A 21,880-nucleotide genomic window follows, 5' to 3' on the forward strand; every position below is an offset into this window, starting at 1 on the left:
GTACCGCTGGCTGTGCTGTCGGTAAGACGCGAGCCTGGCCGAAACACCTATCGAACATTGGAGAATGCAAACACAAGAGGGACGGAAAATGGCAACCTTAAATGGCGACGACACAAACAACAACCTGATCGGAACCTTGGGCGAGATCAATACAATCTATGGCTTAGGAGGAAATGACAACTTATACGGAGGATATCTGCGCGATTACATTTCGGGCGGCAGTGGAAATGACTACATCTCCTCCCGTGAGGGAGATGATTTTATCAATGACTCCAGTGGATCCAATACGATCAACTCCGGCGCCGGGGACGACACAGTCGACCTGGGCTATGCCGGCCTAGGGCTGGCCGCCACGAATACGGTTAGTCTGGATCTGGGAGACGACCTGCTCTATGCCGGCGGCCAGATCGACATCATTAACGGCGGTCAGGGCATCGATTGCGTCAGCTATGTCTATTCAAGCGCTGCCGTGACGGTCAGCCTGCAGCGCGGGATCGGGGTTGGCGGATTTGCCGAGAGCGATACATTCCGCTCTATCGAGGACCTGATAGGCAGCAGCTACGCCGACAACCTGATCGGCAGCGGCGCTTTCAATACGATCGACGGCAATGGAGGTGACGATTTCGTCACCGGTGGTGCCGGTGGCGATGATCTCGACGGGGCAGCGGGCATCGATACTCTTGCCTATCGCAAGTCCGACATGCGCGTCGTTGTCAACCTGCTGACTGGCGACGCGTCCGGAGGCGATGCGCAAGGCGATCAGTTCTACAATTTCGAGAATGTCGACGGCAGCGAGTTGAACGATAGCCTTACGGGTGACGCCAATGCCAACCGCCTGCGCGGCTTCGGTGGCAACGATGCGATGAACGGTGGTGACGGCAACGACGAACTGTCGGGTCTCGACGGTAACGACAACCTCAACGGCGGCATCGGCGACGACGATCTCTTCGGCGGCAACGGCAACGATCTGCTGTTCGGCAATATCGGTGCCGACGAACTCTACGGCGGGCTCGGCGCGGACAAGTTCGTCTTCAAGACGACGGCGGACAGCACCAATGCCGTCGCCGGGCGCGACATCATCTACGACTTCCTGGCAAGCGAGAGCGATCGGATCGATCTGTCGGCCATCGATGCCAATTCGGCGGCCTCCGGTAACCAGACTTTCACGTTCATCGGCGCGGCCGCCTTCTCCGGCGTCAACGGACAAGTCCGCATCAGGGTCGATGCCTCCGACACCTTCGTGTTCGGCGACATTAATGGCGATTCAGTGGCCGACTTCACCGTTCAGTTCGATGATGCGATCAACCTCAACGCCAGCATGTTCATTCTTTAGGGCCCATTGGCACGAGGTCAGGGCTGTCGCGCCAGCAGGGCGCGGCAGCCGTCATCCCAGGCGAAACGGCTGGCAGCCGGCTTCTTTCAGGAACTGTGCGGCCGGTTCCTCATAGCTTGCCTGCGGCGCCATGACCCTGAGCACCGCGTATCCGGCCGGCCTTGCCAGCTCCACGAAGATGGTCTGCATCAGGCCTTCCGGCAGGGCCTTGCGGATCAGGGCAAGCTGGCCGGCCGACGCCGCCAGCACATCCAGCGTGCCATCGACCGAGGTATGATCGTTCATGCTGAAGATCTCGTTGGAATCCTTGTCGAACAGCGCCAGCGACCAGAACCGCGCCTGCCCCTGCCCCGAAAGCCGGATCGGGCTTTCGGAAATGTCGAAATGGCAGACCGCCACCTTCAAAAAGGGGTCGATATTGGCGAGTCTCGGGCCGTGCGGGTCGCTGCCGAGACTCCAGAAGCGGTTGGCGCGGCCTTCCGCCACCACCCGTGTATAGGCATCCTTGCCGGTGAACTGCGGCAGGGCGAGAATGATGACGATGTGCAGGAAAGCCGCGCCGATCAGCCCGGTCAGGATGGCATAGGCCAGTCTAGACATTGCCGCACCCGATGTTCTCGATCTTCGGCATGGCGAGATCCACCAGGCCCGAGCTGCCGGCGGCCGGCGTGTCGAGCAGCGTCAGCGTCAGCACGAAGGCGCCGGTATCGGGAAGCGCCAGCCAATTGCCCGGCCGCGCCGTCGCCGAAATTTCGATATCGAAACTGCCGTCTTCCGCACGCAGCACCGTCAGCGAATTGAGCGCGCCCGGACGGTCGGGCGTCGGTTTCAGCGGCAGGCCGTCGAGCCCGGCCGCATAAAGCGTCCAGAACCGCGACAGCGGCGGCAGGCCGGACAGCCGGTAGCGGCAAGTGCCGTTCAAACGCCTGTTCTGCCCGTCCGAGGCCGCCGTGAACACCAGGCCCTCGGCACTGCCATAGAGCAGCCGCCCGGCCTTGGCACGGTGCGATTTGGCATAAGGATCGGCATCGATGGTCTGCACCAGCGGAAAGGCGCGCCAACCGCCAAGCTCGATCGCCCCGAAACCGGCGGAAGCATTGAGCGCCGACAGCGTCGACAGGATGCCTCCGCCAAAGGCGATGATCAGCGTGACAGCGACAAGGAGAGGAACCCGGAACACGTTTTCGTTCAAAGCCTTCTGGTTGTGGCGGATGGCGGCAAGCCGGCTGCAAGCGGTAGCACCGTTTGCCGGTCAGGGAAATGGGCGGGCGGCCCGCAGGCCGATGGCATCGGTGGCCGCGACCTTTTGGGCAGGCGCGATCAGTGGCACGGCATCGTTCAGGTCCTGGCCGATCTGCCGCAACAGCCGCGTCGTATCATGGGACAGGGTGCGCGGCCGGACAAAGGCCGGCACGAGGGGCACATCGGACGCACCCGGCTTTGATGCCATTTCGGCCGGCTTCGGGAAGGCGCCGTTCGGCAGCGGGTTTTCGATGCCGGGGATGGGCTTCAGCTCGATACCCTGGTGGGCATAGTCCATCAGCGTCTTGAAGGTCATCGCCGGCAGCGATCCGCCCGTCATGTTGTTGGTCGAGGTATAATCGTCATTGCCGAACCATACGGCGGTGGTGAAATTGCCGGTATAGCCAACGAACCAGGCATCGCGATAAGCCTGGGTCGTGCCGGTCTTGCCGGCGGTGACGATGCCGTTGTCGAGGGCAGCGCGCCGCGCCGTGCCATTGTAGGGGATCTTACTCAGCATCTGGTTCATGTAATCGGCGGCGGTCTTGCTCAGCACCGGGGCGGCCGGCGGCTCGTCGCGCTGAAAATCGTAGAGCACCTCGCCCTTGTAGGTGAGGATCTGGCTGATGCCGTGGCGGCGCGACTGCATGCCGCCGGCCGGAAACACAGCATAGGCCGTTGCCTGGTCGAGCACCGTCAGCTCCGACGTGCCGAGCGGAATGGTGACGTCCTTGCGGATCGGCGTCTCGACGCCCATGGCCTTGGTCATGGCGATCACCGAATTCAGCCCCAGCTTGTCCTTCACCAGCTTGACCGGAATGGTGTTGATCGACTTGGCGATGGCGGTTGCCAGCGTGACGCGGCCGGCATAGCTGTTGCCGTAATTGTGTGGGCTCCAGTTGCCCCAGGCGACGGGGCCGTCGACGATCGTCGTGTCGGGTGTCATGCCGCTCTCCATGGCCACCGCATAGGTGTAGACCTTGAAGGAGGAGCCCGGCTGGCGCAGCGCCCGCGTGGCGCGGTTGAACTGGCTTTCGCCATAGTCCCGGCCGCCGACCATGGCGCGCACGGCGCCGCCATTCTCGATCGTCACCAGCGCGCCCTGTTTGACATGGTAGCTTTCGCCATATTCGCGCAGGCTGGACGCGACGGCGGCGTCGGCCACTTTCTGCAGGCCGGGATCGATCGTGGTGCGCACGATCAGCGAATGCTGCGGGAAGCGCGCCGCGATGCGCTGCACCTCCTCGAAGGCCCAGTCGAGGAAGAAATCCGGCGCCTCGGTCTCTTCCCGGTCGACCACCACGGCGGGATTGCGCCGGGCGGCGATGACCTGGCCCTCGGTCATGATGCCGCCCTGCACCATGTTGGTCAGCACCTCGTTGGCGCGGGCGCGGGCCGCCGGCAGGTTGACATGCGGGGCATATTTGGCCGGCGCCTTGAACAGGCCGGCGAGCATGGCCGATTCCGCCAGGTTGATGTCGGTGATCGCCTTGCCGAAATAGAATTGCGAAGCCGCCGCCGCACCGAATGTGCCGCCGCCCATATAGGCGCGGTCGAGATAGAGCGACAGGATCTCCTTCTTCGACAGATTGGCCTCCAGCCAGACCGAGAGGAAGGCTTCCTTGATCTTGCGCTCCAGCGACCGCTCGTTGGTCAGAAACAGGTTCTTGGCCAGCTGCTGGGTGATGGTCGAGCCGCCCTGCACCACGCCGCCGGCCCTGGCATTCTCGCTCATGGCGCGGGCAAGGCCGAGGAAATCGATGCCGAAATGGTCGAAGAAGCGCCGGTCCTCGGTTGCCAGAACCGCCTTGATCAGGTGATCGGGCAGATCGTCGATCGGCGCGGAATTCTCATGGATGATGCCGCGATGGCCGATCAGGTTGCCGTAGCGGTCGAGGAAGGTGATGGCGAAATCGCCATGGTTGCGCCAGTCCTTGCCGGTTTCCTCGAAGGCGGGAATGGCCAGCGCCAGCAGCAGCACGGAGCCGGCCGTGCCAAGCGTCATACCTTCGCCGAGAAGTTCGAATAACCACCGTTTCCAGCCGCGGACGCGAAAGCGGCGGAAGAAGATGGTGATCTCCTCCCAGATCTCGCCAAGCCGGAAGCCCGCATTCCAGAGGGTCGAATCGATCCACGAATCGATCTGCAGAAGGATATGGCGTTTCCTGCGCGGTCTCTTGTCTGGCGAAGTGGAATCCGGCACCGCTCGACGACGTCCTGAAATTTAAGATCTGGCCAATGCTTGACAGGAGCGGCTTGCGCCGACCATGTCTCTTCGGTTCGCGACTATCAGATGTAACTGATAAAGATATGGTTTGCGAAACAAATTTTAGCGACATGACATGAGGCGCGGCGCAGCCGCGATGGACAATCGACAATGACCGGCCTGCCCTATTGGAAGACCAAGACCCTTGCTGAAATGACGGACGCCGAATGGGAAGGCCTGTGCGACGGCTGCGGCCTGTGCTGTCTGAACAAGCTGGAGGACTGGGAGACCGGCGCCATCGCGTTTACCTCCGTTGCCTGCAAGCTGCTCGACGGCACGAGCTGTCGGTGCAAGGACTACGACAACCGCCAGTCGATCGTGCCGGACTGTATCCGGCTGACCCTGGAGAGCATGGAGGAGATTTCCTGGCTGCCGCCGACCTGCGCCTATCAGCTGGTGGCCGATGGCGACGATCTCTACTGGTGGCACCCGCTGGTCTCCGGCGATCCGGAAACCGTGCACCAGGCCGGCATTTCGGTGCGCGGCCGCACGGTCAGCGAAGAGGACGTGGCGGTCGAGGATTTCGAGGACTATCTGGTCGAATGGCCGCTGACCGTCGGTCAGGACAGCGACGAACGGCGGTAGTCGGGCGACGGCGCTTTCACGCCGCCGGCGCCGCTCCTGCCATCAGTCCGGCCTCGGTCAGAATGGCGATCAGCGGCTGGAGTTCGTCCAGATAACGCGCGGTCTTCTTGTCGACGCCGCTATACATCGGCTGGCGAACCTGCATGGCGCTGATGGTGCGCACGGCGCCGCCCAAGGTGTGGAAATCCAGGCAGTTCTCGTCCCAGGGCAGATCGCAATAGGCCAGCAGCCGGCGGGTCTCGGCCTCCTGGTCGGTGGTCAGCTGCTCGTAGCTGAGTTCATAGATCTCGCCGGGAAATAACTGGTGCCAATGATCCATCATGGCGCGGTAATCGACGAAGAAATGGCCGAGGTCTTCGAGGTCGCAGGTGAATTCGAGCCCCGGTTCGGACAGGAACGAGGAATAGCAGGCCAGGCCATTGGCGAGCGCCGAGCGTCGGCAGTCGATGATTTTTGCGTTCGGCAGGACAGCCTTGATCAGGCCGATCCAGGCGAAGTTGAACAGCTGCTTGTCGACGGTGCGCGGCGCGCCGGCGGCCACCGCCTCCAGGCTCCGGCAATAGTCCAGCCCCAGCGTGTGAAGCGTGTCGGGCGAGATGAGGCTCGGATCGGGAAAACGCACGCCCGACCGGTCGGCCATGATGCGCCGCTGGGCAAGGCCGACCAGGGTGCCGATCTCGCCGACGCCGGTGACCTGCGGATGGCTTGAAAGGATGCGCTCGGTCAGCGTCGAGCCGGAGCGCGGCATGCCGACGATGAAGACAGGGCTTTTCTCACTATAACCGACGGATCGATGGCGATCGCGGAAGCCGGCGTCGAAGAACTGGCGCAGCGCTGCGTAATAGTCGCTGGTCGCCCGGTGCGAATAGGCAAGCGAGGCCCGGCGCAGCTCGTTGGCCTGCCGCAGCGCCGCGAAGGCCTCGCTCGACCGTCCCGTGGCATGATAGGCCTTGAACAGCGCATGGCCGAGATTGATCCGGTCATTGGACCCATCAGGACTGCCCCTGTAGAGCGCTTCCATGGCGGCGATATGCGGATGGCCTTCCTCGTAGCGGGTGAGCGCACTGAGCCGCAGATGGGCGTCGCTGTCGCCCGGGCTGATGGCGATCAGCTTTTCGAGGTAATGCCGCGAATCGTCCGCCCTGCCCAAATATTCCGAGACATTGTGCAGGTTGAGAAGGATTTCACGCGAGGCCGGCGCCGACGCATGGCCGCGCAAAAGCAGGACCAGCGCCTTCTGGTAATCGCCGAGATTGCAGGCAAGGCTCGAATAGTTGTTGAGCGTCGCCAGATGGTTGGGATCAAGGCGCAGGGCGGCGTCATAGGCGGCGGCCGCATCCGGCAGCTTGCCAAGCCGCGCCAGATTGTCACCGAACATCGACCAGACTTCGCAATCGTCCGATTTGAGCCGCAGGGCCGCGGAAAAGGCCGTGCAGGCGAGATCGGACCGTTGGCACAGCGCCTCGAGCCGACCGATCGCCCCATGGGTGGCCGGTTTGCGCGCATCGAGCGCCAGTGCATCGGCCAGCAGAGCCCGGCCGCCGTCCATGTCGCCCGATTGCTGCAACAGGCGGGCCAGATCGATCATCGCCTGGATGGTATGGTCGCGAAGCCGGCGGACGGGATCTTCCGGGGATTGGCGCAGGGCAAGCGGCAGCCGCAGCAACGCGGCGCGGCCCTTTTCCACCACCTGTTCCAGGGCCTGGCGTGGGGGTGTGGCGACCTGCGCGGGTGACGTCATTTCGAGATCCTGTCGGCAGCCCGCGATGATCGACAAAGGGCGGGCGGAATTTGCGATGCGGTCATCATAGCGATAAAGCCTGCCCGGAGCTTTCCGGGGCCGCCGCAAGCGTTCGAATGACACGACAATGGCGCCCCTGCCCGTCTCGCTTGCTGACCGCGTGGCGACCTCATCTCAAAGCAGCGGCCGATAGCCCTCGGCACCCCAATGGCGCGGCTTGTTGTGGCGGGGAGCTGCGGGCGGGGCGTAGTGGCGGGCGAGCGCCATCAGCGCGGTGCGCAGCATCAGCTTGGCGGAGCGGGCCGGCCATTGGCGTTCGCGCTCGACCGTTTCCAGCCCTTTCATGAAACAGCAGATGTCGAGCGCCACGCCCGACAGATCGGGTCCGAGCGCCCGCATGGCGGCCGCCACCCGGTCGCGGGCGGCGAGTGTGCTGTCGGCCAGATCCGCCTGGCCGCCGCGCTGGCCACTGCCGGTCTGGGACAGGCGCGGCTCCCAGGAGGCGGTGATGCGCGGCTGCAAGCCGCCACGGTTGAAATCGGCGGCCAGCCGCTCGCCGGCCTCGATCGCTTCCGTGGGGAAATACGGTCCGCCGGATTTTTCGCGCAGGCGGGCGAGTGCGGCGAGCGGCGATTCGTCGAGATTGCGGCGCACGGGGTGGCGCTCCCCCTCCTCCAGCACGGTATCGGCGATCATCGTGCGGTGCTGCTCCTGAAAGGCTTCGCCGCCGGGCTCGACCAGGGCGCGACGCAGATAGGCCAGCGCCTCTTCGCCGGCCGAGATGCGGTCGCCCGATTGCCGCAGCAGACCGGCGCCGAGCGCCAGGCGCAGCAGGCGGGCCGGAAAACGGTGCGGCGGATCGCCAGCGGCAGCACGCAGATCGACCTGCGCACCATCGACCTCGTCGATGACCAGGGGCTTGCGGGCCAGCCGCAGCAGGCGAATCAGCGCCTTACGGTCGGCAGGCGGCAGTTTCGCCGGCGTCAGTGTCGCCTGGGTCATGCCGCCTCTCCTGCCCTGGCCTTCAGAAAGGCGACCGTAACCCGCTCCAGCGCCGACAGCAGCTCGTCCATGGCCGGATCGTCGCGGCGGTCCTCGACGACGTTGCAGGCGTGGCCGACGGTGCTGCGGTCGCGACCAAAGGCCAGGCCGATATCATGGAGCGGCAGCTGCAGCACGACATGGCAGAGATACATGGCGATCTGGCGCACATGGCAGGCGGTGCGGCGGCGATCGCGGCGCATCAGCACCCGGTCGCTGATCAGCCCCAGCATGTCCTCGGTCAACTGCTGCACGGCAAGGCACAAAGCCCGCGTTTCGGGCGACAGGATAGCGGGCAGGGTGGGAACGGGCAGCACGCCCGGTGCGGATTGAAATTCGGACTTTTCCAAAGACATATGACAACTCCCGATTATAGGATTTTATTCATACATCCTGACATCCATCGGAGGAAGAACAAAGAGCGAACATTTGCAAAGCAGATTGCTTTTGTTGCCTTTTCTGCGTGCGCAACAATATTCTTTGGGATTATTTTCCTCTATGACAAACGCAGAAAAGCCGGGTCCAGGACCCGGCCATCCTTATCGACATTCAAATTCCGGCTTACTTGGCCCGCTTGCGACGCTGGCCGAGGCCCATTTCCTTGGCCAGGCGCGAACGCGCTTCGGCATAGGCAGGGGCGACCATCGGGTAATCGGCGGTCAGTTCCCATTTCTCCCGATATTCCTCGGGGGAAAGGCTGTGATGGGTCATCAGATGCCGCTTCAGCGACTTGAAGGATCCGCCGCATTCCAGGCAGATGATCTGATCGCCCTGCACGGACTTGCGCACCGCCACGGCCGGCTTCTGCTTTTCGACCACCGACACGACGGGCACGGGCGACGACGTGTTGCTCAAAGCCGAATGGACATCCGAAATCAGATGAGCAATCTCTCCGACCGGAACGACATGATTGCTGACATAGGCCGCAACGATATCCGCCGTCAGTTCGACGAGCAAATCGTGCTCCGCGCCATATGCTGTCTCGTTCATTTTATTCTCCTGTTCAATTCTGCCTGCCGGCGCAGCCGCGACAGTGTCGCGGATGGGCACTCAATTTCAGAGGTCGGCCTCATGCCGCCTCACGTATCGCCCCGCTCAATTTCCCAAGAAACCTACCCCTAGATCCCATGGGATTCATGTCAAGTTATGCCCTGAACGTCTTCGGTATCTTACTTTTTCGGTATTTTACAGTTCTCTTTTCAAGACCCTGCTACGACATCCACAACAACTGCTCTAGAAAAGTGACAACTACAGCTGGAAAATGAAGATCGTCCGGTCATAACGCCTTAAAATCGATAACAGTATTTCGAAAAATGTCCAGTTGCTGACCTCCCAAATTTTTGGGTATTAGATCCCGTAATTAAACTGGGGACAGCATTTCCGTGGCCTGGCGCAAACTAAGCTTCAGAACAGGTTTATTTTTTATTAACCACCGCCGCGCAGCGGCTTGCCCGGCCGATGTTTCATCTCGTCGCACACCGACGACGAGGACAGGAGATAACCGACCTGATGGGCGGCCTTGGCCAGCAGATGGGCCGAGACGGGCGCCGTCAGAATGAAAAAGAAGAACCCCGCCAAGGCCCTGACCAGGGTCGCCATATCGCCGGCATGCACGCCGACGGCCAGAAGCAGCAGGCCGGAACCGACCGTTCCGGCCTTGGAGGCCGCATGCATGCGGGTATAGAGATCCGGCAGGCGATTGATGCCGATGGCCGCCACCAGGGCGAAGAAGGCCCCGCCAAGGATCAGCAGAGCGGTGAAAAGGGCAAGCACCAGGGCCATTACTTTGCTTCCTTCCGGGACGTGGTGGTGGCCGGCCGTTTCGACTTTGCCTTGGATTTGTTCGCGGATTTGCCTTTGCCGGCCGGTTTTCCACTTGAGACAACAGTGGAGTTATCCACAGGTTGCTGCTCGCCGACTGTGCCGCGCGCCAGAATAAAGCGGGCAAAGGCGACGGTTGCGAGGAATCCGACCAGGCCGAGCGAGATGGCGATGTCGATATAGAGCGTATAGCCCGTCTTGATGGCAATGACGGCGATGAAGCCGATGGCGATGCCGACCAGCATGTCGAGCGCCAGCACGCGATCAGGCAGGGTCGGGCCGCGCACGACGCGAAACACGGTGAGAAAGAAGGACAAGCCGAGCACGACCAGCGCGATGCTGCAGGCGACGGCGATGATGGCGTCCGGCTCGATCATTCGAAGGTCTCCCTGATCTTGCGCTCGAAGCCGTCGGCGATGTCGCGCCTGGCGCCGTCGGGATCGGCACAGTCGATGGCGTGGACATAAAGGGTCTTGCCATCCTCCGAGACATCGACCGACAGGGTGCCGGGCGTCAGCGTGATGAGGTTGGCCAGAAGCGTAATCTCGAAATCGCGCGTCACCGTCAGCGGATAGGCGAAGATGCCGGGTTTCAGGTCCATCTTCGGCGACAGGACCATCACCGTCACTTTCCAGGCCGATTTGGCAAGCTCGACGAAGAACAGCGCCACAAGCGACAGGAAACGCAGCGTGCGCGTGATGTAGCCGATGCCGTTCACCTGCTCGCGGATCAGCCCGAGGATCAGCGCCGACAGGCAGAAGCCGAAGATCAGGTTGTGCAGGGCGGCGCTGCCGGTGATGGCGGCCCAGATGATCGCCATGAGAAGATTGACGGCATAAAGGATCATAGCGCGCCTCCTGTCGGAAAGACGGACCGCAGATAGGATTGCGGATCGGCAAGGCTTGCCGCCGCCCCTTGGGTGAGTTGCAGGAGCTGTTCGGGAAAGAGGCCGAACCAGACGACCAGCGCCGTCAGGACGAGGATCGGCAGGCCCGATGTCCAGCCGATGGCAAAGCTGGCCTCGGTCGCCTCCCTGCCCGCGGCACTACCGTCAACCGCCGCCAGCGCCGGCACCGGGCGCCAGTAGGCCAGCAGGAACAGGCGGCCGAAGGCGATGGTGGTGACGAAGCCGGAGATCAGGATCGCCGCCGTCAGCCACCAGGCGCCGATATCCAGCGAGGCCTTGACCAGCATGGCCTTCGGCCAGAAGCCGGAAAACGGCGGCAGGCCGCTGCCGGCAAAAAACAGTGCCAGCGACAGATAGGCAAAGGCCGGCGCCTGGCGATAGAGGCCGGACAGGCCATGCAGGTCGAAGCTGCCGCCAAGGCGGGCAGCGATGCCGGCGACGAGATAGAGCGCCGTCATCAGCACGATCGAGTGCAGGGCATAGAAGATGGTGGCGCTGAGGCCCGCTTCCGCGCCGATCGCCACGCCGGCCAGCATGTAGCCGATGCCGGAGACGACGATGAAGCCCAAGAACCGCCGCAGGTCGCTCTGGGCCAGCGCGCCAAGCGCCCCGAGGATCATGGTGGCGGCGGCGGCAATGGCGATCGCCAGGCTCAGCGCCTCGCGCTCGACCGGAAACAGCATGACCATGGTGCGCAGCAGCGCATAGACGCCGACCTTGGTCAAAAGGCCGGCAAACAGCGCCGAGACCACGACGCGCGGCGTGTGATAGGAGGCCGGCAGCCAGAAATTGACCGGGAACGCCGCCGCCTTCATGCCGAAGGCCAGCGTGAACAGGGCGGCAATGGTCATCAGCGGTGCCGTGTCGCGCAACCCGTCGGCCTTGGCGGCGATATCGGCCATGTTGAGCGTGCCGAACACCGCATAGAGATAGCCGACCGTGATCAGGAACAGGGTGGTGGCAATCAGGTTCAGCACCGCATATTTCAGCGCGCCGTCGATCTGCCGGCGCTCGGAGCCGAGGATCAGCAGGCCGAAGGACGAGATCAGCAGGACTTCGAACCAGACATAGAGGTTGAAGATATCGCCGGTGAGAAATGCGCCGGAGACGCCGGCCATCAGCACCATCAAAAAGGGATAGAAGCCATAGCGCCGGCCGCTGTCGTTGATATCGGCAAGCGCATAGACGCCTCCGGCCAATGCAACGATGGCGGCGGTGAGCGCCAGCAGGGCGCCAGTCAGGTCGACGGTGAAGGCGATGCCGAAGGGCGGCAGCCAGCGGCCCATCATGAAGGTGATGGGGCCTTCTGAGGCGACATGGGCCAGCAGCAGCGCGTCGATCACCACCAGCAGCGCCAGCGCCGGCACGGCGATCATCGCATGCAGCCTGATCCGGTGGCGGATCATCATCAGCACGGCGCCGACCGTCAGGCAGAGGGCGACGGGGGCAATGGTCAGCCATTGCTCGAAGCGGGCCGGCTCCATGACCAGGGCGACCGACAGGTCGGCGATATGAGCTTGCGTTGCAGCCATGACTTATTCCGGTATCCCCATGTCAGTAGCCAAGCGGCGGAAGTGGCTGGTCTTCAGGCTCGGCCAGGCGCATCTCGTCGGTATCGTCGGTCTTCAGTTCCTGAAAGGCGCGGTAGGACAGCACCAGAAGGAAGGCAAAGAAGGAGAAGGAAATGACGATGGCCGTCAGGATCAGCGCCTGAGGCAGCGGATTGGCGGCCTCCGCGCTTAAGACATCGCTGCCGGCGCCGATGATCGGCGGCACTTCGCGGGTCAGCCGGCCCGAGGTGAACAGCAGCAGGTTGACCGCATTGCCGAGAATGGCGATGCCGAGCAAGACCCGCACGATATGTCGAGAGAGCATGAGATAGATCGCCGCGGCGAAGAAGATGCCGACCATGCCGGCAAACAACGCTTCCATCAGTCGTGATCCCTTTCTTCCAGAGCCAGCGCAATCGAGGTGATGGCACCGACCCCCACGAGATAGACGCCGACATCGAAGGACATGACGGTGGCGAGCGGCACCTCGACACCGAAGATTTCCGGATAGACCCAGAGACCGGTCATGAAGGGCACGCCGAAGATGGCCGACAACAGGCCGGAAAGACAGGCCAGAAGCAGCCCGGCGCCGGCAATCGACATGGGGTGGACGATGATGGCGCGGCGCACGGCCTGCACGCCATAGGCAATGCCGTAGATGGCCAGCGCCGAGGCGGCGATCAACCCGCCGATGAACCCGCCGCCCGGCTCGTTATGGCCGCGCAGCAGTACGAAGATCGAGAACAGCACCATGAGGGCGGTGAGAAAGGGCGCGACGGTGCGGAAGATCAGGGTGTTCATGGGCGGTCTCCCTGTGGCGATGGCAGGTCGGAAATCCGCACTGACCATGACAGCGGGCGGAGTACCCCCCTCTGCCCTGCCGGGCATCTCCCCCACACGGGGGGAGATCGGTTCGCGGACATGTTCTGCCTCGAATGTACCTCTGAGGTATTTCGCATCGCCCGATTCTGTATGCCCAGGTACCCTACGTCAGCGAAAAACGTCAGGGCGTCGCTCCGAGTCGATCTCCCCCCGTCTGGGGGAGATGGCCGGCAGGCCGGAGGGGGGTGACGCAGGAGTACAGCCATCATGCCTTGCCCCCCGTCACCCGAATGCGGATCAGGGCGAGGATGGAGAGGCCGGTGATCATCACCACGGAGATTTCGCCGAGCGTGTCGACGCCGCGGAAGTCGACGATGATGACGTTGACGACATTGGCGCCGTGGGCGATCACCTTGGAATAGGTGTTGAAGAAGGTCGTCAGGGTGGGATCGAAGGGCAGTTGCGTCGATTTGAGCAGCAGCATGGCAAAGCCGAGGCCGCAGGCGATGGATATGGTGCTGTCGAGCATGACCTGATGCGGCGGCCGGTGATCGGACGGCGACAGGCGCAGGCGGGTCATGACCAGCGCGAGGATGACCACCGACAGGGTTTCCACCATGAACTGGGTGAAGGACAGATCCGGCGCGCCGAACAGCAGGAAGATCATCGCCACGGCAAAGCCCTGGATGCCGAGGGAGACGATGGCGGTCAGGCGGTCCTTGGCGGCCAGCACGGCAAACAGGCCGACAATGGCGATGGCAAAGAAGGTGAGTTCGTGGAAGCGCACATCGGCCGGCCAGACCGGCAGGTCGGGCAGTTCACCGTACAGGATCGGCGGCACGATCAGCACCAGTGCCACCAGGGCAAAGGTGAAGGTGACGTAGAATTCCAGCCGGCCGTTCTGGACGAGGCGCGTCAGCCGGAACGAGAAGCGCACCAGCGCCTCCATGCAAATGTCGAAGCCCTTGTCCGGCCCGGCGCCGATCGTCTCCAGCAGGCTGGCGACGGCGGCCCGCACCCGGTCGATCATCAGGAACAGGACGGCGCCGAGCGCCACCGTCAGCGCCGACAAAGCCAGCGGCAGGCCGATATGCGGTGCCAGGCTGATATCGATGACGGTTGCCACGCCCGAGACGGCAGTGGCCATCGGCGAGGAGACATAGGTATGAGCAAGACCTGAGAACAGGGCGGCGGCAAGGCCCACCAGCGCCAGCACCAGCGGGCCGAGCCAGAGCAGAACGGGGCCTTCATGGGCGTGTTTCGGCGTCTCGACCTTTACGCCCAGGAAAGGCTTCAGTGCCACGGCAAAGCCGATCGCCAGCATCAGGGCATTGCCAACGATGGCGACGATGGAAAAGACCACCGAGCGCGGATCGCCATGGGCAAGGGCCGCGTAGACCTCTTCCTTTGCCAGGAAGCCGAAGAAGGGCGGCAGGCCGCCCATGGAGATGGCGGCAAACAGGGCGGCGACGAAGGTGATCGGCATGGCGCGGCGCAGGCCGCCGAGTTTTGTGACGTCGCGGACGCCGGTCTCGTGGTCGATCAGGCCGGCGACCATGAACAGCGCGCCCTTGAACAGCGAATGGGCGACCAGATAGAGTACGGCAGCAGTGATCGCGTGCTCCGATCCGAATCCCGTCAGCATGACCAAGAGGCCAAGCGAGGCGACGGTGGTATAGGCCAGCATCAGTTTCAGGTCGGTCTGGCGGACAGCCAGCACGGCGCCGACGACCAGCGTGATACCGCCGAAGAAGGGCAACAGGATTTCCCAGGCCGGTGTCTCACCCATCACGGGGTTGAGCCGCATCAGGAGATAGACGCCGGCTTTGACCATGGTGGCGGAATGCAGATAGGCGGAGACCGGGGTCGGCGCTTCCATGGCATTGGGCAGCCAGAAATGGAACGGAAACTGCGCCGACTTGGTGAAGGCGCCGCCGAGGATCAGGAACAGCGCGGCGAGATAAAACGGGCTGGCGCGGACGATATCGCCGGTATGCAGCAGCAGCGACAGCTGCGTGACGCCGGAAATGTTCCACAGAAGGATCAGCCCGGCGAGCAGTGCCAAACCGCCGCCGCCGGTGACGACCAGCGCCTGCAGGGCGGCGCGGCGCGACCGCTCGCGCTCGTGATCGAAGCCGATCAGCAGGAAGGAGGTGATCGACGTCAGCTCCCAATAGATAAACAGCATCAGCACACTGTCGGAGACGACGACGCCGAGCATGGCGCCCATGAACAGCAGCAGGAAGGAGAAGAACCGCCCCTGATGGGCATGGCCCTTCATGTAGCCGCCGGAATAGAGCACGATCAGCGTGCCGATGCCGGTGATCAGCAGGGCGAAGGTCAGCGACAGGCCGTCGAGGAACCAGGAGAAGCTTAAGTTATAGCTCGGCACCCAGGCATACCCGCCGGTCACCACCTCGCCGGCCGCGATTTCCGGCAGGAATTTCAGGAAATGCACGAAGGCGAAGGCCGGCACCAGGGCCAGCACCCAGGCGGCATTGTGGCCGAGACGTCTGGTGAGCAGCGGTGCGGCGAGTGCTGCCGCAAACGGCAGCAGCAAGGCCAGCAATGTCAGACCAGCGGTGTCAGCGAACATGGTGTCTCCCTGTTGGCGCCCATCCCCGCAGACCCGGCAAAGCCGGCGGCACCCGCGGAAGTCCCTGTTAGGCCAAAGGCGCTGCTGCCTCAAGGCCTTTGCGGAATTTTGCCGGTTTTTACGGCAGTGATCACGATGACGTCAGGTGGGGCCTGCCCCTCATCCCCGGCGCAACGCGTTGCGCCTGAGCTGCCGCCACCTTCTCCCCGCAGGCGGGGAGAAGGCCGAGCCTTCGCAGACGGCGTTGACACCAGACGCCGATAGATGCGGTGCCTAATTCGGGTCACGTCCCCTCTCCCCGCATGCGGGGAGAGGTCGGAGCAACTTGTTGCTCCAGGGGCGAGACCCGAAGGTGGACGCCAACTAAGCGGACACAGATGACGGGGTTTCGGCATGAAGAACATTGCCGTCACCCATCGCACGACCTATCTATCTGCCAACAGACGGAGGCATGGACATGAACGACACCACCACACCGAAAATCGAAAAAACCGATGCCGAATGGCGCGAGCAGTTGACGCCGGACCAGTATCGCATCCTGCGCGAGCACGGCACCGAGCGGGCGTTCAGCGGTCCCTATTGGGACCAGTTCGACAAGGGGCTCTATCGCTGCGCGGCCTGCGATACGCCGCTGTTTTACTCCGATACCAAGTTCGATGCCGGCTGCGGCTGGCCGAGCTATTTCGAGCCGGTAACGCCTGGCGCGGTCACCGAGCACAAGGATACCGCCTTCGGCATGGTGCGCACCGAAATCCGCTGCGCCAGCTGCGGCGGGCATCTGGGCCACGTCTTTCCCGACGGCCCGAAGCCGACCGGCCTGCGCTACTGCATCAACGGCCATTCGATGGTGTTCGAGCGGGCGTGAGCGCGGTCGGGCGCGGTTTACAACGTTTGCGGATGCGCTGACGTTTACCCCAGTCTGGCCGGCCCGGCCTCTCCCCCTACCGACCCTTGCAATCTGCGCGGAGATCGCCGAGGCTGCCGGGGTGGCGACAGGCGGGAGAGCAAGGGCGATGGGACGGGAAGCGCTTGGGACCGGCCGTTGGAAGGGGCAATCGGGCGCAGTGAAGGCCCTGCTCGAAAGCGATGCGATCATTCTGCGCGGCGCGGTGCGCGCCAGGTTTGCCCGATCGACCCTGTCCGATATCCGCGCCCAGGGCGATACCCTGTCGATGATGGCCGAAGGTGAACCCGTAGAACTGGAGCTCGGCCATGCCGAAGCGGTCAAATGGGTGAGCGTCCTGCAGAAGCCGTTGCCGACCCTGGCCCACAAACTCGGCGTCGGCCCTGAAACCCCGGCCCATGTGCTGGGGCCTCTCGACGATGCCGCGCTTTGCGAGGCGCTTGCCGGCGCGGTCGTGCCATCGGCCGGCGAGGCCTCCATGCTGATTGCCATTCTGCGGGAGGAGGCCGATCTTGCCGCCGCCCTGCTGGTGTCGCAGGCCCATGCAGGCCTGCCGATCTGGTGTGTCTATGGCAAGGGTCCGTTCAAGACGGTGAGCGACGGCACGATCCGCAGCTTTCTGCGGGCCAGCGGCTATGTCGACAGCAAGACCAGCGCCGTATCGGACCGGCTGACGGCGACCCGATACGCGCCGGCCGGCAAGCCGGCGCCCCCTCAGCGGGTCATGGCCACCAAAGCGAAATAGGCACCCTGCGGATCGAGGCACTGGATGATCCAGGCGGGGCCCGGCACTTCCATCGGCCCGTTGATCACCTGGCCGCCGCCCGCCTTGACCCGCTCGGCGGCGGCATCGATCGCCTCGACATTGATGTAGTAACCCCAGAAGGGCATGGGCACATCCGCCGGCTTGGTCATCATGCCGCCGATGGCAGCACCGCCCTGGCCGAACAGCTGGTAGACGCCCATCGGCCCCATATCGACGGCGGTGTCTTTTTGCCAACCGAACATCTTTGCGTAGAAGGCAAAGGCCTCCTCGCCGTTTTCGGCCATCAGTTCGCGCCAGCCGAAGGTGCCGGGGGTGTTTGCTTCCGGCTCCGGCGGCAGGGGGCCGTCGGGCATGTTGGGCTTGAACAGGCAGATGACGGCCCCTTGCGGATCGGCAACGACGGCAAACCGGCCGATGCCGGGAATGTCGTGCGGCGCCATGTGCACGGCGCCGCCTTCGGCTGCAAACTCGCCGGCCTTGGCATCGACATCGTCGACGGCGACATAGCCGGTCCAGTTGGGCGGGATCTGCCGGGCAAGCATATCCGGCGTCAGCTCCATCAGGCCGGCGGTGCCCATGTCATAGCCCGGAATGTTGAAAAGGCTGTAGGACATGCCCTGCATGCCGCTGTCCTTGCACTGCCAGCCGGCGACGTCGCCATAAAATTTGGCTGCCGCCGCCGTGTCGGTGGTCATCAGTTCGTACCAGACGAAACTTCCCTGCATGATGAAAAAACCTTCTCTCTTTGATGGGGGGCGGCGCCGGTCTCAGGCACGCGTGAATTCGCTTCTCATGAACGTCTTGAACGTGCCGTCCGGCTGCCGCACGCTGCCGGTCAGGCGGCGGTGGTCATCATCGATGAAGGTGATGACATCGCGATAAAGGTCGGTCCTCTTCGGATCGTCGAAAGCCGGGCCTTCGGCCTCCAGCGTCAGGGTCATGCCGTCTGGCTCGACCCAGCCCTTGTAGACCCAGAGCTTGGTCATCATCGAGCCGATCCAGCTGCCGACATAGTGGCCGGCGACCGGATCGTAACCAAGCGTCATCACCATGGAGCTTGGCGTGCCATCCGACATGGCACCCCTGCCCTCGCAGAGATACCAGAGGCCGCCGATCGAGCGGACCTCTTCCGTCCAGCGCATGGCGGGGTCGTTCGGGTCGTAACCCTCGTGGCCGGTGGCTTCGGTCACCACCCAAGTCCCCATAAGCTTTTCCAGGAAGCGGTGTTCGTCCTGCGGTTTGGAAAATTCCATGGTCTTCCTCCCGATAAAGCGTGTCGCGATCTTTCAGATTCGCTCCTTACGCTTGATCCCTTTGTTTCGTCGCATGTCGTGTCCCGAAACCGGTGCCCACTTTCGGGCGACATGCTTGGCGCCTTCACCCGTCAGTGGCAGCAGGCCGCGGCCTTGGGCTGGTCCTCGTATTCGTCGTGACGCCGCACGAAATTCATCGTGCTGTCCTCGTTGCGGCCCTTGGGCGCCCGGTCGAGGATCATCAGCGTGCCGATCAGTTCCTCGCCGCCGCGGGCATAGCTCGAATAGGTGTGGAAGATCTGGCCCTTCTCATCCTTGTAAAAGGCCGACAGGCCCGGCAGCTCGTCATGGGCATTCTCCGTCGGCGTATCGCGGAAATTGTAGAAGACCGAGCCTGATGCCAGCTCATCTTTCGAAAAGGAGACATGGAAATCGCTGTTGAAATTGCTGCCGTTCGACGAGACCCAGGGAAATTTCCAGCCCATGCGGCGCTTGTAGGCGTCTATCTTGGCCAGTGGCGCCCGCGACACGCAGATGAGCGTCACGTCGTGATGGTTGAGATGCGGCAGGGTGCCGTCGAGATGGTCGGCCAGGAAGGAACAGCCGGGGCAGCCCGCCTCCCAATCCGGTCCCAGCATAAAATGATAGATCATCAGCTGGCTGCGGCCGTCGAACAGTTCGGCCAGTGTCTTGCGGCCCGACGGGGTATCGAAGACATAGTCCGTCTCGATCCTGACCCACGGAAGCGCCATTCGCTCGGCGCGGACCTTGTCGCGCAGATGCGTCTCCTCCTTCTCCCGCAAAAGCAGCGCCTTGCGCGCCTCAAGCCATTCCTCACGCGTGACAACAGGATGATCCATTTTCGCCTCCTCAAGCCTGATGGATGTTGAAAGTCTGACAGAGACCTTTCGCGCGTTCAAGTGAACGGCGGCGCCGCCATGGTTGTCCTTGACTATTTACGTTGATATCAACATAAATAGTCCATGTCAAATCAACCCCTGATTCCTTTTTCGACCACCATTCATGTCCGCGACACCTGCCTGTGCCTGCATGCGCAGCGGGCGGCGCGGGCCTTAGCGCGCCGCTTCGACACGGCGCTGAAATCACTGGGGCTGACCAATGGCCAGTTCTCTTTGATGATGTCGCTGAACCGGCCCGAGCCGCCGCCGATGGGGCCGGTCGCAAACCTGCTCGCCATGGACCGCACCACGCTGACGGCAGCGCTGAAGCCGCTGACGCGGCGCGGCTGGGTGGCGATCGAGCCGGATCCGAAGGACAAGCGCGGCAAGCGGCTGCGGCTGACCGCCGAGGGCACCGCCATCCTGTCGGCCGCCCTGCCGATCTGGAAATCCACCCACGACGCCGTCGAGGCCGAACTCTCGTCGGGCGACGCGGAAGGGCTGCGGCAGGATTTGGTGGAGATTTCGCGTTAACTGACGACCGGCAGAGTTGCGTCAGCCGTCGCTGCGATCCGGCTTTTGCGTCGTTACTTCCTGCAGCTCTTTCCAGACGAGATAGTAGAACGGGTTGCCCATTTTTTCCCAGAACTCGGGACTGGATGTATTGAAGATCAGGGCCGTTCCCAACGACAGAAAGATCGAAAAGCAAATAAAGACAAAGGCGAATATGTTCGCGATCAGCACTGGTACAAGCAGAGCGGTCAGTCCGGCATTTCTACCGAAATGTTCTTCCGATATGTATCCCACCAGGCACAACGTTGCGAAAGTCACGATGAGGACCGGAAAGGCCCAGAGCGTCTGCTTTTTCGTCAGCATGAAAACCTCTTCGCGATCGCCTGTCGTTCCCAGATCATACTGCTGCATGCCGATGGATGGTAGCCATGGCGGCCCCCGAACGGGCCCTCAAGGCTTGACCGCCCTGCCCCAGGCCGCAAGGCGCGGATCGCTGGCGAAATCGGTGATGGCGAAGCCCAGTCGCTGGCGGGGGAACTCGCACAGCGCCTGCACGCCGGACGGCGCCAGGCGGATGCGCCAGGTCTGGCGCTCGACGGGTTGGCGCTCGGCAAAGGCGCCGGCGCTCAAGAGCGCCACGTTGCGCCCGCCGGCCGGGTCGCGCACCGAACGGTAGACGATTGCCGCCAAACCGGCGGTCCGGGCGCTGTCGGCCAGTGCCTGGCAGGCCTCGTAATTCACCGGATCGGTCCAGGCGGCCTCGTCACGGAGCAGTGGCGGCTCAGTCAGGTCGAGGGCGGCTGACGTTTGGATCAAGGCGGAAAAGGCGGTGTATTCGGCGGCATTGGCCGGCAGCGGTGTGGCGGGCGATTCGCTGTAGAACAGCAGCCGGTAGAAGGCCATTTCGGCCAGCGCCGTTTCCACCCGCTGGGCCGCGTAATAGACGCCAAGCGTGCGCCCGGCGCGGCGGAAGCGCGAGCCGTTCGGATAGACGCCGCCGTAGCGGAACGGCGTCGCCAAGAGATAATCGAGCCCGGCACAGTCCGGCGGAAAGGCCGGCTTGGTCTCCTCCAGCAGGCTTTCGAGCAGGACCTGCTCGTCGACGGTATCGACCAGCTTCATGGTGGAAACCTGGTGCTGGGCCTCGACCAGCCGCCACCAGGCGCCCGACAGAGACCGCGCCTCAGACGAGAGCGCGGCGGGCGTCCAGATAGGCAAGGACATCGGTCAATCCGGAAATGGTGACGATCTTTTCGGCCGGCACGCCGGCCAGCACGCTATTGGCATTGCGCAGCCAGTGACGGGCCACCGTCTCGTCGCCGCCGGTGATGGCATCCAGCGAGCGGAACAGCCGGATGAACAGCAGCGCCAGCTCGAACGGCTTGGTGCCGCGCTCCAGCCGGAACTCGAGCTTCTTCATGCGCGACACGCTGGCCTCCGACAGACCGAGCACGGCGGCCAATTGACGGGCCGAAAGCCCCAGCCGCTCGGCCGCACTGACGGTCGCCTTGGTCACGGTCAGCGCTTCGGCGTTGATCGGGGCGGCTCTGGGTTCGAGTTGGTGCAACATGGCGCGATCCTCTCTACGGAGAGAATATAGGTGATATTTTTCTGTAGACAAGGATTTTGTGCTGTCGCTGA

At 63.3% G+C, this 21,880-nt stretch carries 25 protein-coding genes; 5 read left to right on the forward strand and 20 right to left on the reverse strand.

Annotated elements, in window-relative coordinates; genetic code table 11:
* The first annotated feature begins 88 nt into the window (after positions 1-88).
* The gene (locus HFC70_RS24630) at positions 89-1,333 is read left to right on the forward strand and encodes a calcium-binding protein (protein WP_168475956.1); all 1,245 of its coding nucleotides are present in this window, start codon (positions 89-91) and stop codon (positions 1,331-1,333) included.
* A gap of 51 nt (positions 1,334-1,384) precedes the next feature.
* On the opposite strand, the gene HFC70_RS24635 is transcribed toward HFC70_RS24630, so the two are convergent.
* The 3 genes from HFC70_RS24635 to HFC70_RS24645 all read right to left on the reverse strand — a co-directional run bounded on the left by HFC70_RS24635 (position 1,385) and on the right by HFC70_RS24645 (position 4,778).
* Entirely contained in the window at positions 1,385-1,933 is a 549-nt protein-coding gene (locus tag HFC70_RS24635; protein ID WP_168475957.1) for a DUF1254 domain-containing protein, read from the reverse strand.
* Entirely contained in the window at positions 1,926-2,513 is a 588-nt protein-coding gene (locus HFC70_RS24640; protein ID WP_168475958.1) for a DUF1214 domain-containing protein, read from the reverse strand. The genes HFC70_RS24635 and HFC70_RS24640 overlap by 8 nt, the downstream gene beginning before the upstream one ends.
* A 72-nt stretch (positions 2,514-2,585) precedes the next feature.
* Positions 2,586-4,778, reverse strand: coding sequence for a transglycosylase domain-containing protein (locus HFC70_RS24645; protein ID WP_368669812.1), 2,193 nt, complete (start codon positions 4,776-4,778; stop codon positions 2,586-2,588).
* A gap of 174 nt (positions 4,779-4,952) precedes the next feature.
* On the opposite strand from HFC70_RS24645, the gene HFC70_RS24650 reads away from it, so the two are divergent.
* Positions 4,953-5,426: a YcgN family cysteine cluster protein gene (locus tag HFC70_RS24650; RefSeq protein ID WP_168475959.1), complete on the forward strand. Its 474-nt coding sequence runs from the start codon at positions 4,953-4,955 to the stop codon at positions 5,424-5,426.
* 16 nt (positions 5,427-5,442) lie between these two features.
* Here HFC70_RS24650 and HFC70_RS24655 read toward each other — a convergent pair whose 3' ends face one another.
* The 11 genes from HFC70_RS24655 to HFC70_RS24705 form a co-directional block, all read right to left on the reverse strand.
* On the reverse strand, positions 5,443-7,167 hold the full coding sequence (locus HFC70_RS24655) for a sulfotransferase (RefSeq protein ID WP_168475960.1): 1,725 nt from the start codon (positions 7,165-7,167) through the stop codon (positions 5,443-5,445).
* Positions 7,168-7,341: 174 nt separating this feature from the next.
* On the reverse strand, positions 7,342-8,169 hold the full coding sequence (locus tag HFC70_RS24660) for a DUF6456 domain-containing protein (protein WP_168475961.1): 828 nt from the start codon (positions 8,167-8,169) through the stop codon (positions 7,342-7,344).
* Positions 8,166-8,564: a helix-turn-helix domain-containing protein gene (locus HFC70_RS24665; RefSeq protein ID WP_246735943.1), complete on the reverse strand. Its 399-nt coding sequence runs from the start codon at positions 8,562-8,564 to the stop codon at positions 8,166-8,168. Before HFC70_RS24665 ends, HFC70_RS24660 begins: the two co-directional genes overlap by 4 nt.
* 205 nt (positions 8,565-8,769) lie before the next feature.
* Positions 8,770-9,198, reverse strand: a complete 429-nt coding sequence (locus HFC70_RS24670; RefSeq protein WP_168475962.1) for a MucR family transcriptional regulator — start codon at positions 9,196-9,198, stop codon at positions 8,770-8,772.
* A gap of 435 nt (positions 9,199-9,633) precedes the next feature.
* Complete coding sequence (gene mnhG / locus HFC70_RS24675) at positions 9,634-9,990, reverse strand: monovalent cation/H(+) antiporter subunit G (protein ID WP_168475963.1); 357 nt, start codon at positions 9,988-9,990, stop codon at positions 9,634-9,636.
* Entirely contained in the window at positions 9,990-10,406 is a 417-nt protein-coding gene (locus HFC70_RS24680; RefSeq protein WP_168475964.1) for a cation:proton antiporter, read from the reverse strand. The genes mnhG and HFC70_RS24680 overlap by 1 nt, the downstream gene beginning before the upstream one ends.
* Positions 10,403-10,876 (reverse strand): Na+/H+ antiporter subunit E, encoded by a 474-nt coding sequence (locus HFC70_RS24685; protein WP_168475965.1) that lies wholly within the window; start codon positions 10,874-10,876, stop codon positions 10,403-10,405. Before HFC70_RS24685 ends, HFC70_RS24680 begins: the two co-directional genes overlap by 4 nt.
* Positions 10,873-12,468: a Na+/H+ antiporter subunit D gene (locus HFC70_RS24690; RefSeq protein WP_168475966.1), complete on the reverse strand. Its 1,596-nt coding sequence runs from the start codon at positions 12,466-12,468 to the stop codon at positions 10,873-10,875. Before HFC70_RS24690 ends, HFC70_RS24685 begins: the two co-directional genes overlap by 4 nt.
* 22 nt (positions 12,469-12,490) lie before the next feature.
* On the reverse strand, positions 12,491-12,868 hold the full coding sequence (locus HFC70_RS24695; protein WP_168475967.1) for a Na+/H+ antiporter subunit C: 378 nt from the start codon (positions 12,866-12,868) through the stop codon (positions 12,491-12,493).
* Positions 12,868-13,287, reverse strand: a complete 420-nt coding sequence (locus HFC70_RS24700; protein WP_168475968.1) for a Na+/H+ antiporter subunit B — start codon at positions 13,285-13,287, stop codon at positions 12,868-12,870. The genes HFC70_RS24695 and HFC70_RS24700 overlap by 1 nt, the downstream gene beginning before the upstream one ends.
* A 286-nt stretch (positions 13,288-13,573) precedes the next feature.
* Positions 13,574-15,904 (reverse strand): putative monovalent cation/H+ antiporter subunit A, encoded by a 2,331-nt coding sequence (locus HFC70_RS24705; protein WP_168475969.1) that lies wholly within the window; start codon positions 15,902-15,904, stop codon positions 13,574-13,576.
* A 457-nt stretch (positions 15,905-16,361) separates the two neighbouring features.
* On the opposite strand from HFC70_RS24705, the gene msrB reads away from it, so the two are divergent.
* Entirely contained in the window at positions 16,362-16,769 is a 408-nt protein-coding gene (msrB, locus tag HFC70_RS24710; protein WP_168475970.1) for a peptide-methionine (R)-S-oxide reductase MsrB, read from the forward strand.
* A 148-nt stretch (positions 16,770-16,917) separates the two neighbouring features.
* Complete coding sequence (locus tag HFC70_RS24715) at positions 16,918-17,553, forward strand: hypothetical protein (protein ID WP_168475971.1); 636 nt, start codon at positions 16,918-16,920, stop codon at positions 17,551-17,553.
* Here the strand turns inward: HFC70_RS24715 and HFC70_RS24720 are convergent.
* From HFC70_RS24720 to HFC70_RS24730, 3 genes are all read right to left on the reverse strand, one after another.
* The gene (locus HFC70_RS24720) at positions 17,523-18,299 is read right to left on the reverse strand and encodes a VOC family protein (RefSeq protein ID WP_168475972.1); all 777 of its coding nucleotides are present in this window, start codon (positions 18,297-18,299) and stop codon (positions 17,523-17,525) included. The genes HFC70_RS24715 and HFC70_RS24720 overlap by 31 nt on opposite strands.
* A 42-nt stretch (positions 18,300-18,341) precedes the next feature.
* Positions 18,342-18,827, reverse strand: coding sequence for a DUF1579 domain-containing protein (locus HFC70_RS24725; RefSeq protein WP_168475973.1), 486 nt, complete (start codon positions 18,825-18,827; stop codon positions 18,342-18,344).
* A 131-nt stretch (positions 18,828-18,958) separates the two neighbouring features.
* Positions 18,959-19,687, reverse strand: coding sequence for a thioredoxin family protein (locus HFC70_RS24730; RefSeq protein WP_168475974.1), 729 nt, complete (start codon positions 19,685-19,687; stop codon positions 18,959-18,961).
* A 123-nt stretch (positions 19,688-19,810) separates the two neighbouring features.
* Between HFC70_RS24730 and HFC70_RS24735 the strand changes: the two genes are divergently transcribed.
* On the forward strand, positions 19,811-20,260 hold the full coding sequence (locus HFC70_RS24735; protein ID WP_168475975.1) for a MarR family winged helix-turn-helix transcriptional regulator: 450 nt from the start codon (positions 19,811-19,813) through the stop codon (positions 20,258-20,260).
* Between the two features lie 21 nt (positions 20,261-20,281).
* On the opposite strand, the gene HFC70_RS24740 is transcribed toward HFC70_RS24735, so the two are convergent.
* From HFC70_RS24740 to HFC70_RS24750, 3 genes are all read right to left on the reverse strand, one after another.
* Positions 20,282-20,602 carry a hypothetical protein gene (locus HFC70_RS24740; protein ID WP_168475976.1) on the reverse strand — a complete coding sequence of 107 codons (321 nt, stop codon included), beginning with the start codon at positions 20,600-20,602 and terminating at the stop codon, positions 20,282-20,284.
* Positions 20,603-20,689: 87 nt separating this feature from the next.
* Positions 20,690-21,463: an RES family NAD+ phosphorylase gene (locus HFC70_RS24745; protein WP_168475977.1), complete on the reverse strand. Its 774-nt coding sequence runs from the start codon at positions 21,461-21,463 to the stop codon at positions 20,690-20,692.
* Positions 21,423-21,809, reverse strand: coding sequence for an MbcA/ParS/Xre antitoxin family protein (locus tag HFC70_RS24750; RefSeq protein ID WP_168475978.1), 387 nt, complete (start codon positions 21,807-21,809; stop codon positions 21,423-21,425). The genes HFC70_RS24745 and HFC70_RS24750 overlap by 41 nt, the downstream gene beginning before the upstream one ends.
* Between the last annotated feature and the right edge of the window lie 71 nt (positions 21,810-21,880).

The organism is Agrobacterium sp. a22-2 (genome assembly GCF_012276985.1).
In the GTDB taxonomy this organism is placed as follows: domain Bacteria; phylum Pseudomonadota; class Alphaproteobacteria; order Rhizobiales; family Rhizobiaceae; genus Allorhizobium.

Bases quoted from the DNA above. Each gene is read 5' to 3' on its own strand.
- HFC70_RS24630 (WP_168475956.1), top strand. From the start codon at position 89: ATGGCAACCTTAAATGGCGACGACACAAACAACAACCTGATCGGAACC.
- HFC70_RS24635 (WP_168475957.1), bottom strand. From the start codon at position 1,933: ATGTCTAGACTGGCCTATGCCATCCTGACCGGGCTGATCGGCGCGGCT.
- HFC70_RS24650 (WP_168475959.1), top strand. From the start codon at position 4,953: ATGACCGGCCTGCCCTATTGGAAGACCAAGACCCTTGCTGAAATGACG.
- HFC70_RS24655 (WP_168475960.1), bottom strand. From the start codon at position 7,167: ATGACGTCACCCGCGCAGGTCGCCACACCCCCACGCCAGGCCCTGGAA.
- HFC70_RS24660 (WP_168475961.1), bottom strand. From the start codon at position 8,169: ATGACCCAGGCGACACTGACGCCGGCGAAACTGCCGCCTGCCGACCGT.
- HFC70_RS24665 (WP_246735943.1), bottom strand. From the start codon at position 8,564: ATGTCTTTGGAAAAGTCCGAATTTCAATCCGCACCGGGCGTGCTGCCC.
- HFC70_RS24670 (WP_168475962.1), bottom strand. From the start codon at position 9,198: ATGAACGAGACAGCATATGGCGCGGAGCACGATTTGCTCGTCGAACTG.
- mnhG (WP_168475963.1), bottom strand. From the start codon at position 9,990: ATGGCCCTGGTGCTTGCCCTTTTCACCGCTCTGCTGATCCTTGGCGGG.
- HFC70_RS24680 (WP_168475964.1), bottom strand. From the start codon at position 10,406: ATGATCGAGCCGGACGCCATCATCGCCGTCGCCTGCAGCATCGCGCTG.
- HFC70_RS24685 (WP_168475965.1), bottom strand. From the start codon at position 10,876: ATGATCCTTTATGCCGTCAATCTTCTCATGGCGATCATCTGGGCCGCC.
- HFC70_RS24690 (WP_168475966.1), bottom strand. From the start codon at position 12,468: ATGGCTGCAACGCAAGCTCATATCGCCGACCTGTCGGTCGCCCTGGTC.
- HFC70_RS24695 (WP_168475967.1), bottom strand. From the start codon at position 12,868: ATGGAAGCGTTGTTTGCCGGCATGGTCGGCATCTTCTTCGCCGCGGCG.
- HFC70_RS24700 (WP_168475968.1), bottom strand. From the start codon at position 13,287: ATGAACACCCTGATCTTCCGCACCGTCGCGCCCTTTCTCACCGCCCTC.
- HFC70_RS24705 (WP_168475969.1), bottom strand. From the start codon at position 15,904: ATGTTCGCTGACACCGCTGGTCTGACATTGCTGGCCTTGCTGCTGCCG.
- msrB (WP_168475970.1), top strand. From the start codon at position 16,362: ATGAACGACACCACCACACCGAAAATCGAAAAAACCGATGCCGAATGG.
- HFC70_RS24715 (WP_168475971.1), top strand. From the start codon at position 16,918: ATGGGACGGGAAGCGCTTGGGACCGGCCGTTGGAAGGGGCAATCGGGC.
- HFC70_RS24720 (WP_168475972.1), bottom strand. From the start codon at position 18,299: ATGCAGGGAAGTTTCGTCTGGTACGAACTGATGACCACCGACACGGCG.
- HFC70_RS24725 (WP_168475973.1), bottom strand. From the start codon at position 18,827: ATGGAATTTTCCAAACCGCAGGACGAACACCGCTTCCTGGAAAAGCTT.
- HFC70_RS24730 (WP_168475974.1), bottom strand. From the start codon at position 19,687: ATGGATCATCCTGTTGTCACGCGTGAGGAATGGCTTGAGGCGCGCAAG.
- HFC70_RS24735 (WP_168475975.1), top strand. From the start codon at position 19,811: ATGTCAAATCAACCCCTGATTCCTTTTTCGACCACCATTCATGTCCGC.
- HFC70_RS24740 (WP_168475976.1), bottom strand. From the start codon at position 20,602: ATGCTGACGAAAAAGCAGACGCTCTGGGCCTTTCCGGTCCTCATCGTG.
- HFC70_RS24745 (WP_168475977.1), bottom strand. From the start codon at position 21,463: ATGTCCTTGCCTATCTGGACGCCCGCCGCGCTCTCGTCTGAGGCGCGG.
- HFC70_RS24750 (WP_168475978.1), bottom strand. From the start codon at position 21,809: ATGTTGCACCAACTCGAACCCAGAGCCGCCCCGATCAACGCCGAAGCG.